Annotated in this window: 12 protein-coding genes; 9 read left to right on the top strand and 3 right to left on the bottom strand. The window is 56.4% G+C overall.

The features are described 5' to 3' along the window. Nucleotides 1-88: 88 nt before the first annotated feature. The 3 genes from ppiD to G163CM_RS12025 all read left to right on the top strand — a co-directional run bounded on the left by ppiD (nt 89) and on the right by G163CM_RS12025 (nt 2,986). Nucleotides 89-1,963 (top strand): peptidylprolyl isomerase, encoded by a 1,875-nt coding sequence (gene ppiD / locus G163CM_RS12035; protein ID WP_231825115.1) that lies wholly within the window; start codon nt 89-91, stop codon nt 1,961-1,963. Between the two features lie 148 nt (nt 1,964-2,111). Continuing rightward, nucleotides 2,112-2,483: a helix-hairpin-helix domain-containing protein gene (locus G163CM_RS12030; RefSeq protein WP_231825114.1), complete on the top strand. Its 372-nt coding sequence runs from the start codon at nt 2,112-2,114 to the stop codon at nt 2,481-2,483. Nucleotides 2,484-2,587: 104 nt separating this feature from the next. After that, the gene (locus G163CM_RS12025; protein WP_015965563.1) at nt 2,588-2,986 is read left to right on the top strand and encodes a YbgC/FadM family acyl-CoA thioesterase; all 399 of its coding nucleotides are present in this window, start codon (nt 2,588-2,590) and stop codon (nt 2,984-2,986) included. 89 nt (nt 2,987-3,075) lie between these two features. Here the strand turns inward: G163CM_RS12025 and queC are convergent, their stop codons facing one another. Together queC and G163CM_RS12015 are read right to left on the bottom strand one after the other, a co-directional pair. Beyond that, complete coding sequence (queC, locus tag G163CM_RS12020) at nt 3,076-3,771, bottom strand: 7-cyano-7-deazaguanine synthase QueC (RefSeq protein ID WP_231825113.1); 696 nt, start codon at nt 3,769-3,771, stop codon at nt 3,076-3,078. Between the two features lie 66 nt (nt 3,772-3,837). Next, nucleotides 3,838-5,535, bottom strand: coding sequence for an SgrR family transcriptional regulator (locus G163CM_RS12015; protein WP_231825112.1), 1,698 nt, complete (start codon nt 5,533-5,535; stop codon nt 3,838-3,840). Nucleotides 5,536-5,633: 98 nt separating this feature from the next. Between G163CM_RS12015 and cof the strand changes: the two genes are divergently transcribed. Then, complete coding sequence (cof, locus tag G163CM_RS12010; protein ID WP_015965560.1) at nt 5,634-6,452, top strand: HMP-PP phosphatase; 819 nt, start codon at nt 5,634-5,636, stop codon at nt 6,450-6,452. 153 nt (nt 6,453-6,605) lie between these two features. Continuing rightward, nucleotides 6,606-6,800, top strand: a complete 195-nt coding sequence (locus G163CM_RS12005) for a hypothetical protein (protein WP_231825111.1) — start codon at nt 6,606-6,608, stop codon at nt 6,798-6,800. 87 nt (nt 6,801-6,887) lie between these two features. Here G163CM_RS12005 and G163CM_RS12000 read toward each other — a convergent pair whose 3' ends face one another. Beyond that, nucleotides 6,888-7,937, bottom strand: coding sequence for a PLP-dependent cysteine synthase family protein (locus G163CM_RS12000; protein ID WP_231825110.1), 1,050 nt, complete (start codon nt 7,935-7,937; stop codon nt 6,888-6,890). Between the two features lie 115 nt (nt 7,938-8,052). Here G163CM_RS12000 and G163CM_RS11995 point away from each other — a divergent pair, with 115 nt between their 5' ends. From G163CM_RS11995 to glnK, 4 genes are all read left to right on the top strand, one after another. After that, complete coding sequence (locus G163CM_RS11995; RefSeq protein WP_015965558.1) at nt 8,053-8,511, top strand: Lrp/AsnC family transcriptional regulator; 459 nt, start codon at nt 8,053-8,055, stop codon at nt 8,509-8,511. A gap of 23 nt (nt 8,512-8,534) precedes the next feature. Beyond that, the gene (locus G163CM_RS11990; protein ID WP_015965557.1) at nt 8,535-10,298 is read left to right on the top strand and encodes a SmdA family multidrug ABC transporter permease/ATP-binding protein; all 1,764 of its coding nucleotides are present in this window, start codon (nt 8,535-8,537) and stop codon (nt 10,296-10,298) included. Further along, on the top strand, nt 10,291-12,069 hold the full coding sequence (locus G163CM_RS11985; protein WP_231825109.1) for a SmdB family multidrug efflux ABC transporter permease/ATP-binding protein: 1,779 nt from the start codon (nt 10,291-10,293) through the stop codon (nt 12,067-12,069). The genes G163CM_RS11990 and G163CM_RS11985 overlap by 8 nt, the downstream gene beginning before the upstream one ends. 231 nt (nt 12,070-12,300) lie before the next feature. Next, a complete protein-coding gene (gene glnK / locus G163CM_RS11980; RefSeq protein ID WP_015965555.1) occupies nt 12,301-12,639 on the top strand; it encodes a P-II family nitrogen regulator in 339 nt (112 codons plus the stop codon). Nucleotides 12,640-12,651 lie beyond the last annotated feature (12 nt).

The raw sequence follows: 12,651 nt of genomic DNA, 5'->3' as shown, positions 1-12,651 counted from the left end.
CGAGGTATTTGCTCTGAATTTGCCGGGTTGTCAGCAACCTGCGGCAGGACGGGTATAAAAGTCACCTACAGCGGAGTGTTGTTACACCATGATGGACAATTTACGCACGGCAGCCAATAGCGTCGTGCTCAAGGTAATTTTCGGTATCATTATTGTGTCGTTCATTTTGACCGGCGTAAGTGGCTATCTGATCGGCGGCGGTAACAACTATGCCGCGAAAGTGAATGGCCAGGAAATCAGCCGTAGTCAGTTTGAAAACGCTGTTGCCAGCGAACGTAACCGTATGCAGCAGCAGATGGGCGATCAATTCTCCGAACTGGCGGCCAACGAAAATTACATCAAAACAATGCGTCAGCAGGTGCTGAGCCGCCTGGTGGACGAAGCGCTGCTCGATCAATACGCCAAAGAGCTGGGCCTCGGTATCAGCGACGAACAGGTGCGTAAAGCAATCTTCGCGACCCCGGCCTTCCAGAACGAAGGTAAATTCGATAACACCCGCTACAACGCGCTGGTGAACCAAATGGGCATGACCGCCGATCAATACGCGCAGGCATTGCGTAACCAGCTGACCACTAACCAGCTGATTAGCGCCGTTGCGGGTACCGACTTTATGCTGCCGGGTGAAACCGACCAGCTGGCCGCGCTGGTTTCCCAGCAGCGTCTGGTGCGTGAAGCCACCATCGACGTCAACGCGCTGGCCGCGAAGCAGCAGGTAAGCGATCAGGAAATTGCCAGCTACTACGAACAGAACAAAGGTCAGTTTGTTGCGCCGGAGCAGTTCCGCGTCAGCTACATCAAGCTGGATGCGGCGAGCATGCCGTCTTCCGCGTCTGAAGAGGACGTACAGGCCTACTACGACCAGCACAAGGATGAGTTCACTCAGCCTGAGCGTAAACGTTACAGCATCATCCAGACCAAAACCGAAGCCGATGCTAAAGCCATCCTTGATGAGCTGAACAACGGCGGCGATTTTGCAGCGATTGCGAAAGAGAAATCTACCGACGTTATCTCTAAACGTAACGGCGGCGACATGGGCTGGCTGGAAGATTCCGCTACCGTGCCGGAACTGAAAGACGCGGGCCTGAAAGAAAAAGGTCAGCTCTCTGGCGTGATCAAATCTTCCGTGGGCTTCCTGATTGCGCGTCTGGACGATATCCAGCCGGAACAGGTGAAACCGCTGGCAGATGTTCACGCGCAAATCGCTGTCAAAGTGAAACAGGAAAAAGCGCTGGATGCCTACTATGCCCTGCAGCAGAAAGTGAGTGATGCCGCCAGCAGCGACAACGACTCTCTTGCGAGCGCAGAGCAGGTTGCGGGTGTGAAAGCGGCGGTGACCGGCTGGTTCGGTCACGACAACGTCCCGGCTGAGCTGAACTTCAAACCGGTTACCGATGCTATCTTCAACGGTGGCCTGGTGGGCGAAAACGGCGCGCCGGGTAACAACTCCGACATCATCACCGTCGATGGCGATCGTGCTTTTGTTCTGCGTGTGGCTGAGCACAAAGCAGAAAGCGTGAAACCGCTGGACGAAGTAAAAGCGCAGGTGACCGATATCGTTAAGCACAACAAAGCAGAGCAGCAGGCGAAGCTCGATGCTGAAAAACTGCTGGCTGCGCTGAAAGACGGTAAAGGCGACGAGGCGATGAAAGTTGCTGGTCTGCGTTTTGGCGAAACCAAAACCCTGAGCCGTACCGGTCAGGATCCGCTGAGCCAGGCAACCTTCGAACTGCCGTTACCGCAGCCCGGCAAACCAAGCTTCGGTATGGGCAACGACATGCAGGGCAACGTGGTTCTGCTGGCACTGGATGAAGTGAAAGCGGGCGAAATGCCGGAAGCGCAGAAGAAAGCGATGGTTCAGGGTATCACCCAGAACAACGCGCAAATCGCGTTCGAAGCCTTGATGAGCAACCTGCGTAAAGCGGCGAAGATTAAGATGGGCGACATCGTCGATCAGCAACAATAATCGGAACCCCCCTCGCATTAATTTGTAATGCGATGCACACCTCAAAGGCCGCTTTCGCGGCCTTTTCCACATTTGAAATCTGCCTTTTGAATTGTTTTTCGCACCTCGCTATGGTGGCTTCGTTATCAATCAACAAGGAGAAATCAGTATGAAACGTGGAATCAAAATGCTGGCGATTGCCGCAGTCATGTCTTGCATGGGGATGAGTTTAAGCGCACAGGCAGCTTCCACTGCCGGGGCAAAACCGACGGTGACGCAAAGCGCGAAGGCCAGTTCCGAACAGACGAAAGCGATGCCTGCCGCGAAAACCGATGATGAAGGCGGCAGTAAAGTCAGCATCAACTCGGCCTCGGCGGAAGAACTGGCGCAGGCAATGAACGGTGTGGGGCTGAAGAAAGCGCAGGCCATTGTCAGCTACCGCGAGGAGTATGGCCCGTTCAAAACGGTGGATGACCTGAAGCAGGTGCCGGGAATGGGCAACTCGCTGGTGGAACGTAATTTGAGCCACCTCACGCTTTAATTGCTTCTCGCGGCTTGCACTGGCGTCAAAGTTTGCCAGACTAAAGAGGTCATACCAGTGGTGTGACCTCTGACTCTTCTAATAACATGTAAGGCTATGGCGCTATGCAGACAAAAATTAAAGTTCGCGGGTATCACCTGGACGTGTATCAGCACGTTAATAACGCCCGGTATCTGGAGTTTCTGGAAGAAGCCCGCTGGGATGGGCTGGAAAACAGCGCCAGTTTCCAGTGGATGACCGCGCACCATATCGCCTTTGTGGTGGTGAATATCAATATTAACTACCGCCGCCCGGCGGTGCTGAGCGATGTACTCACGGTAACCAGTAAAGTGGAGCAGTTAAACGGGAAAAGCGGCGTGTTAAGCCAGGTGGTGACGCTGGACCCGGAAGGGCAGGTAGTGGCGGATGCGTTGATTACGTTTGTCTGCATTGACCTGAAAACGCAGAAGGCGTTGCCTCTGGAAGGGGAGTTACGCGAACACCTGGAGCAGATGGTCGCGTAAGTGCGCATTGCCCGGTGGCGCTGCGCTTACCGGGCCTACACATGGCCGCCAGGCCGGGCAAGCGCAGCGCCCCCGGCAACCCACCGCGTTTACTTCAGCCCGGTTTTCTGCTTCATCGCTGCCGCCACGCCGACTTTATCCGCCAGATAGTGGTTCAGCCCGTTTGCCCGCAGATGACAGGACGCGCAATGCCCGCAGCCATCGCCCTTAATCCCGTTATAGCAGGTCAGCGTTTCGCTGCGCACCAGGTCGAGTTTGCCCCAGTAGTCCGCCAGCGCCCAGGTTTCGGCTTTATCGAGCCACATCAGCGGCGTTTCGAAACGAATATCTTTCGCCATGCCGAGGTTCACCGCGTGATTCAGCGCCTTCACGAATTCGTCGCGGCAGTCCGGGTAGCCGGAAAAATCGGTTTCACAAACGCCCGTGATGATCGCTTCGGCCTTTACCTGATAGGCGTAAATCGCCGTCAGCGTCAGGAACAGAATATTGCGTCCCGGCACAAAGGTATTCGGAATACCGTCAGCGTCCGGTTCATAGTCCGGCACCGGAATACTGTCACGCGTCAGGCTGCTGACCGCCAGTTCATTAAGCAGGGTGACGTCGAGCACTTTATGAGCACGCGCGCCCAGTTTTAATGCCAGTTCACGGGCGACGTCGATCTCTGCGCGATGACGCTGACCATAATCAAAAGTGACGCAGTGGACCTCATCATATTGATGGAGCGCCTGCACCAGGCATGTAGTGGAATCTTGTCCGCCGCTAAAGACGACAACCGCGCGTTTCATAGCATTTCCTGTTGATGACGATAAAGACGCTATGGTAACGCGCGGGCAGCGTGGCGACCAGCTTCTTCACCGCGTTGATGGCGGCAGCCAGGCCTGGGTGAAATCAAACCAGCCGCGTGCGTTGAGGTGAATGCCGTTTACCCCCGGCGGCGCGCTGATTTGATATTGATAGTTAAACAGCGGCGTGAGCATGCCTTCTTCCATTAACAGGGTGAAGATGGTTTTTAGCGCCGCGATGCGCTGTGTCTCGTCCGCTTGCGCCTGCGCGGCATCCAGCGCGGTAATCAGCGCGGAGTAACGTGACTCGCTCAGTATGGCGGGCCATAACGGATCGCAGCGCAGCCACTGCTCAAGCGTGTATTCCGGCATTTCGCCAATCAACCGATCGCCCATCAGCAGATCGGCCTGATCAAGATCCGGATAATCGTCCCAGCTTTTCGCATCGTGGAAGCAGAGCGTCAGTTCGCAGCCCTGCTGCGCCAGCGCCCGCTTCAGTTCTTCGGCCATGGTGTGCAATTCAACAGGCAGATGATAATGCAGCGTCAGACGCGGCGGCAGGGGCGTGTCGTCTTCCGGCACAGGCGGAATTGCCCAGCCGGGAAGCAGCGCCTGGCTGGGGGTAATCAGGTTTTCATCCACCGGCAATGATTGCAGCAGGCCGCTGTGATGAATCAGCGCAATTACCCGCTGTGCCTGCGCTTTTGAGAGCCGTGAACTCTGACGAAATGTCAGGTAGCAAAAGCCGAGACTGATGCTGTTGCTCACCAGCCGCAACTGGCTGAGCTCTTCCGCTTCGCCGACGGCGATTTGCACCGGATGACGGCAGCTGGTGCCGAGATCCTGTTCGAACAGCTGTGGGGTGATCCAGAACTCGATCGCCTGCAACAGCGGATGCCCCAGATGATAACGATGGTGGCTTTCCAGACGTACCAGCTCAGGCTCAAAGATCTTCAGCTGGAACGGGCCGCTACCGAGCGTGGGATCGTCCGGATGCGCCAGCACGCTGCAATAGCTTGCCAGCCGATGCGCCAGCCAGTAATCCGGGCGAGCAAGCGTAAAGCTCAGGCACTGGGCGTGGGGCTGGGCGATTTGTTCCACGCTGGCGAACAGTCTGCGTAAACCGGGCAGCGTCAGCAGCATTTCCAGCCGTTGCCTGAGTTGTCGCGTTTCGATAGGGTCGCCATTGTGCCAGTGCAGGGTGGAGCGAATATAGAACTGCCAGTGCAGCCCATCCGCTGAAACCTCCCAGTGATGCGCAAGATCGCCTTCCGGGCGGGCGGTATCGCGGCCAAAACGGGTCAGCCCGGAATGGATTTGCCCGGCTAAATGCTGTTCGGCGCGACCCACTAAAAACCCAGGATGCAGTGGCTCCAGCGGACGATAGTAAGGGATACGCAGCGTCGGCGTATTGTTCTGCCACTGGCCGCCCAGAAAAGGGTGCAGCAGCGCGCGCAGTTCCACCGGCGCCAGCTGTGCCAGCTCCAGCGCATTGTGTTGCTGACCGCTGTTTAATGCCAGCTCCATCATCTCATTACGCAGTGCGTCCGGTGTCGTGTGGAAGGTTAGCGTACCGCGCTTCCCGCGCCCGGACTGCGCCTGCCAACTGAGCCAGCCCGCCTCGTTTGCCTGACGCAACAGGGTGCGGACGTGTCGCTCACTACAAAAACAGCGCGCCGCGAGATCGGCAATGGTGACCTGCTGCGGCGCGCCGGAAGAGGGCAGCCACAGGCGCTGAAACTGGTTTAATCGGTTAAGCAGTCGCATAAAAACCCGGAACAATAAATATGAACAATTCAGTATTACTTCCGTATATCTCAGGCAATACTGGTACGCAAGAGAGCGGGATCACAGGCGGAGATAAAATGGCAAAACTGGCGGCATTTGATATGGATGGCACTCTGCTGATGCCCGATCATCGGCTGGGTAATGAGACCATCGCCACGCTCAAGCGCCTGCGCGAACGCGACATTACGCTGACCTTCGCCACGGGTCGGCATGTTCTTGAAATGCGCCCGCTGATTGATCAACTGGCGCTCGATGCGTTCCTGATCACCGGCAACGGAACCCGCGTTCACTCTCTGCACGGCGATGTCATGCATCGCAGCGATCTCTCTCCGGACGTGGCCGATGAAGTGTTGCATGCCCGTTGGGAAACCCACGCCAGCATGCATGTTTTCAACGATAACGGCTGGTTCACCGGCAAAGCGATTCCCGAAATGTTGCAGGCGCATATGTACAGCGGCTTTCACTATCAGCTGCGCGATCTGCGGCAGATCCCGGCCCATGAGGTGACCAAGATCTGTTTCTGCGGCGATCACGATGATCTTGCGCGTCTGAGCATTCAGCTACAAGAGGCATTGGGCGATCGTGCGCATCTCTGTTTTTCGGCGGTGGATTGTCTGGAAGTATTGCCAGTTGGCTGCAACAAGGGCGCGGCGCTGACGGTGCTTAGCGCGCATCTTGGCCTGACGATGCAGGAATGTATGGCGTTTGGCGATGCCATGAACGATCGCGAAATGCTGAGCCTGGTCGGGCGTGGCCTGGTGATGGGCAACGCGATGGGGCAGCTGAAAGCGGCATTGCCGCACCTACCGGTTATCGGACACTGCCAGAACCAGGCGGTCTCCCACTATTTGACTCATTGGCTGGACAAACCCAACCTTCCTTATTCCCCCGAATAATGAGACCTTTCCAGCAAGCCGGGCCCTGAAAGCCCGGCTTTTTTTGTCATAAATAAATCAAGGGATTGGCCAGAAAACAGACATTAAATGCTGTTACATTTGTATAACAAATAATACAGATCATAATTATCTGGCACATTTACGGAGGGCAACATGATGACGGAAGGATATTACCGCGTATGTTACAGAGGGCTGGTGCAGATAGCCTGGTACCATGACGAGCCCGTGGAAGATCTGGAGTCTGGCGTCAAAACGGAAGGCGTGTGGCATCTGTCGGGAGAAGAGCGATTTATTTCCACCTCTGATGACATCAGTATTTTAGGTGGCCCGTTGACGTATTTACCCTGAGCAACCAGTCGGGTGGCGTTTACGCTCACCCGACCTGTCCCTTTGGTTGGCCTGATAAGCAAAGCGCCATCAGGCATTAAGGGCAAATTATCTCGCCAGCAGGCACTCAATTTCCGCCTGCCACGGTGCGAGATCGCCGATATTCTCTTTTACCCATTCTGCGTTGTAATAGGTTTCCAGATATCGCTCGCCGCTGTCGCACAGCAGCGTCACGATTGACCCGCTGCGCCCCTCTTTATGCATCCGTGCCGCGAGTTGCAATGCGCCCCACATGTTGGTGCCGGTGGATGCGCCAACCTTGCGGCCTAACTGGCTTTCCAGCCATTGTGCGGTGGCGACGCTTGCCGCATCCGGTACCCGCAGCATGTCATCCACAACATCTGGAATAAAGGAGGGCTCGACGCGCGGACGGCCAATCCCTTCAATTTTACTGCCAACGCTGCTGCGCAGGCTGCCGTCGCGGCTTTGCCAGTAGTCCATAAACACCGAGTTTTGCGGATCGACCACCATTAACTGCGTGTTATGCCCCTGACAGCGAATGTAGCGGCCGATGGTCGCCGATGTACCGCCGGTGCCTGCGCTCATCACAATCCAGTCAGGGATCGGGTTCGGTTCATGACTCATCTGGCGGAAGATACTGTCGGCGATGTTGTTGTTACCGCGCCAGTCGGTCGCGCGTTCGGCGAACGTAAACTGGTCCATATAGTGGCCGTTAAGTTCACGCGCCAGCGTTTCGGAGGCGGCATAAATTTCACAAGCGCTCTGCACGAAATGGCAGCGTCCGCCGTAGAACTCAATCTGTTCGTTTTTGCGTTTGGCCGTGCACGAGGGCATGACGGCGATAAACGGCAGCCCCAGCAGGCGAGCAAAATAGGCTTCCGACACGGCGGTGGAACCGGAAGACGCTTCAATAATGGGCGTGCCTTCTTTGATCCAGCCGTTGCACAGGCCATACAGGAACAGCGACCGCGCCAGACGATGTTTCAGGCTGCCGGTTGGGTGAGTGCTTTCATCTTTTAAGTAGAGCTGAATGCCGGGAAACGCCGGCAGCGACAGACGAATCAGGTGCGTGTCGGCGCTGCGTTGATAATCGGCGTTAATTTCGCTAATGGCGTTTTTGACCCAGGTGCTGTTCATGGTGATTTTCCATTTGTCATTTTGTGCCTAGCTTAGCGAAAGATGCGGAAAAAATTGTTGCTATCTCCACTTTAAAATAGACTTACAGGAGAAAAATTTTCTCCTGAGGTGGGCGATGTTAGATAAAATTGACCGCAAGCTGCTTTCGCTGCTGCAAACGGATTGCACCCTCTCTTTGCAGGCACTGGCCGATGCCGTTAATCTGACCACCACACCCTGCTGGAAGCGGCTCAAGCGGCTGGAAGATGACGGCATTTTGCTTGGGCGCGTGGCGTTGCTGGATGCGGAGAAACTGGGGCTCGGCCTCACCGCGTTTGTGCTGATAAAAACGCAACATCACAGCAGTGAATGGTATAGTCGTTTCGTGAATGAAGTCAGCCAGATGCCCGAGGTGCTCGGCTTCTGGCGTATGGCAGGCGAATATGACTACCTGATGCGGGTACAGGTCGCCGACATGAAACGCTACGATGATTTTTATAAAAGCCTGGTGAATCGCGTCCCCGGACTGTCGGACGTCACCTCAAGTTTTGCGATGGAACAGATTAAATACACCACTGCGCTTCCCATCGAATAACACTATCTCTGGAATTTTACTGCGTGCGATTATTTGCTCAATTAAGCTGGTATTTCCGCCGGGAGTGGCGTCGCTATCTTGGCGCCGTCGCGCTGCTGGTGGTTATCGCCATTCTTCAACTGATCCCGCCGAAGGTGGTGGGCTACGTCGTTGACGGCGTCACCCAACAACGCTACACCGCAACGACCATCTGGATGTGGATTGGCCTTATGGTGGCGATTGCTATCGTGGTCTATCTGCTGCGCTACGTCTGGCGCGTGCTGCTGTTCGGTGCGTCCTACCAGCTTGCGGTCGAACTGCGGGAAGACTTTTATCGCCAGTTGAGCCGCCAGCACCCGGAATTTTATCTGCGTCACCGCACCGGTGATTTAATGGCGCGCGCCACCAACGATGTTGACCGCGTGGTCTTTGCCGCCGGGGAAGGCGTGCTGACGCTGGTCGATTCGCTGGTGATGGGCTGCGCGGTGTTGATTGTGATGTCCACGCAAATTAGCTGGCAACTCACGCTGCTGGCGCTGTTACCGATGCCGATTATGGCGCTGGCGATTAAGCGCTATGGCGACATGCTGCATAACCGCTTCAAGCTGGCGCAGGCCGCGTTCTCCAGCCTGAACGACCGCACACAAGAGAGCCTGACCAGTATTCGCATGATTAAAGCCTTTGGCCTGGAAGATCGCCAGTCTGCGCTGTTCGCCGCCGATGCGGCAGATACCGGGGCGAAGAATATGCGCGTGGCGCGTATTGACGCCCGTTTTGACCCGACGATTTATATCGCCATCGGTATGGCAAACCTGCTGGCGATTGGCGGCGGAAGCTGGATGGTGATGCAGGGAACATTGACGCTCGGTCAATTGACCAGTTTTGTGATGTATCTTGGTTTAATGATCTGGCCGATGCTGGCGCTGGCGTGGATGTTTAATATCGTCGAGCGCGGCAGTGCCGCCTACAGCCGTATTCGTGCCATGTTAATGGAAGCGCCGGTGGTCAATGACGGCACTGAATCGGTGCCGGACGGGCGCGGCGTGCTGAAGGTCGCCATTGACCAGTTCCATTATCCGCAAACGGAAAAAGCGACGCTGACGAAAGTCCACTTCACGCTGCAACCGGGGCAGATGCTGGGCATTTGCGGCCCAACGGGCTCCGGTAAATCCACCATTCTGTCTCTGATTCAGCGTCACTTCGACGTGGAAAAAGGCGAAATCGATTTCCACGGTATCGCCCTGCCAAAACTCAAACTGGATGCCTGGCGCAGCCGCCTGGCGGTAGTCAGCCAGACGCCGTTCCTTTTTTCTGACACCGTAGGAAATAATATTGCCCTTGGTCGTCCCGGCGCGACACAAGAAGAGATTGAACACGTCGCGCGTCTCGCCAGCGTCCATGAGGATATTTTGCGTCTGCCGCAGGGTTACGACACGGAAGTGGGCGAGCGTGGGGTGATGCTCTCCGGTGGGCAGAAGCAGCGCATTTCGATTGCGCGCGCGCTGTTGCTCAACGCAGAAATCCTGATCCTCGACGATGCGCTCTCGGCGGTGGACGGTCGTACCGAGCACCAAATTTTGCATAACCTGCGCCAGTGGGGCGAAGGCCGCACGGTGATTATCAGCGCGCATCGTCTGTCGGCGCTGACGGAAGCCAGTGAAATCATCGTGATGCAGCACGGGCATCTGTGCCAGCGCGGGCAGCATGAACAGCTGGTGACGCAGCCGGGCTGGTATCGTGATATGTATCGCTATCAGCAACTGGAAGCGGCGCTGGATGAAGAACCGTCGGAGGTGACCGATGCGTAATTTTGGTCAACTGTGGCCGACATTAAAAAGATTGCTGGCCTACGGCTCACCGTGGCGCAAACCGCTCTCTATTGCCGTGGTGATGCTATGGGTTGCGGCAGCGGCGGAAGTCTCGGGGCCGGTGCTGATAAGCTACTTCATCGATAATATGGTGGCGAAACACACGTTGCCGCTGGGCACCGTTGCGGGGCTGGCGGCGGCGTATATCGGCCTGCAACTGCTGGCGGCAACGTTGCACTATAACCAATCGCTGCTGTTTAACCGCGCGGCGGTCGGCGTGGTGCAACAGTTGCGAAGCGACGTGATGGACGCCGCGCTGCGCCAGCCGCTGAGCGAGTTTGATACGCAACCTGTCGGGCAGCTGATTTCCCGCGTCACTAACGACACGGAAGTGATCCGCGATCTCTACGTCACCGTCGTGGCGACGGTGCTGCGCAGCGCGGCGCTGATTGGCGCGATGCTGGTGGCGATGTTCAGCCTCGACTGGCGCATGGCGCTGGTGGCGGTGTGCATCTTCCCGGCGGTGCTGACGGTGATGGTGATTTACCAACGCTACAGCACGCCTATCGTGCGTCGCGTGCGGACGTATCTGGCGGATATCAACGACGGTTTTAACGAAGTGATCAACGGCATGAGCGTTATCCAGCAGTTCCGTCAGCAGGCGCGCTTTGGCGAGCGCATCGGCGAACATAGCCGTCAGCACTATCTGGCGCGTATGCAAACGCTGCGTCTCGATGGCTTCCTGCTGCGCCCGCTGCTGAGCCTCTTCTCTACGTTAATACTGTGCGGTCTGTTGATGCTGTTTGGCTTTACGTCGGTGGGCACGATTGAAGTGGGCGTACTTTATGCGTTTATCAGCTATCTGGGTCGACTCAATGAACCGCTGATTGAACTCACCACTCAGCAGTCAATGCTGCAACAGGCAGTGGTGGCCGGGGAGCGCGTATTCGAACTGATGGACAGGCCGCGCCAGACCTACGGCGATGATGCCCGTCCGCTGGAAAGCGGCGATATTGAAATTGATAACGTCTCCTTTGCTTACCGCGATGACCGGATGGTGTTGCAGGATATCTCGCTGTCGATTCCCTCGCGCAGTTTTGTGGCGCTGGTGGGGCATACGGGCAGCGGGAAAAGCACGCTTGCCAGTCTGCTGATGGGCTATTACTCACCTAATTCAGGTGAAATTCGCCTGGGGGGGCGCCCGCTTGGCAGTTTGAGCCACCAGGTTCTACGTCAGGGCGTCGCGATGGTGCAGCAGGACCCCGTAGTGCTGGCCGACTCTTTCTTCGCGAACGTCACGCTTGGCCGTGATATCAGCGAAGCGCAGGTATGGCAGGCTCTGGAAACGGTGCAGCTGGCGGAACTGGCGCGTAGTCTGAGCGACGGTATCTATACGCCGCTGGGCGAGCAGGGGAACAATCTCTCCGTTGGGCAAAAACAGTTGCTGGCGCTGGCGCGCGTGCTGGTTGATACCCCGCAGGTGCTGATTCTGGATGAAGCCACCGCCAATATCGACTCCGGTACCGAGCAGGCTATCCAGCAGGCGCTGGCTGCCGTGCGTGAACACACGACGCTTGTGGTGATTGCGCACCGGCTTTCCACCATCGTCGACGCAGACACCATTATGGTGCTGCATCGCGGGCAGGCGGTGGAGCAGGGATCGCATCAGCAACTGCTGGAAGCAAAAGGCCGTTACTGGCAGATGTATCAGCTTCAACTGGCTGGAGAAGAACTCGCCGCCAGCGCGCAGGATGAAACACTGACCGCCTGATGCACTTTTTTTAAGCAATTTGCTAACAGACGCACCAGCGCGTGCAATTCAATCACGCACCATGCACTCGCATGGTGCGTTTTTTTTTCATTTCTTGCTAAAACGCGTGCATGGCCTCTCGCCTCATGCCGTTAACCGCCTATTTTTGTGACTTTTCATTTCTGGCACGCCCCTTGCTTTATCTATCTCGTGTAGCAGCAGCCATTACCGAATTCTGACTGGAGGGGATCTATGAAGCTGGTTACCGTGGTAATCAAACCATTCAAACTCGAAGACGTCCGCGAAGCGCTGTCTTCCATTGGTATTCAGGGACTGACCGTGACGGAAGTGAAGGGCTTCGGTCGTCAGAAGGGGCATGCCGAGCTTTATCGCGGCGCGGAGTACAGCGTGAACTTCCTGCCGAAAGTGAAGATTGACGTCGCGATTGCCGACGACCAGCTTGATGAAGTCGTGGATGTGGTGAGCAAGGCGGCGTACACCGGAAAAATTGGCGACGGTAAGATTTTCGTCGCCGAGCTGCAACGTGTGATTCGTATTCGTACCGGCGAAGCCGACGAAGCGGCACTGTAATTCCTGGCGCAC

This window comes from Pseudocitrobacter corydidari, from assembly GCF_021172065.1.
GTDB classification, from domain to species: Bacteria; Pseudomonadota; Gammaproteobacteria; order Enterobacterales; family Enterobacteriaceae; genus Pseudocitrobacter; species Pseudocitrobacter corydidari.
This window is presented reverse-complemented; position numbering and strand designations above follow the sequence as displayed.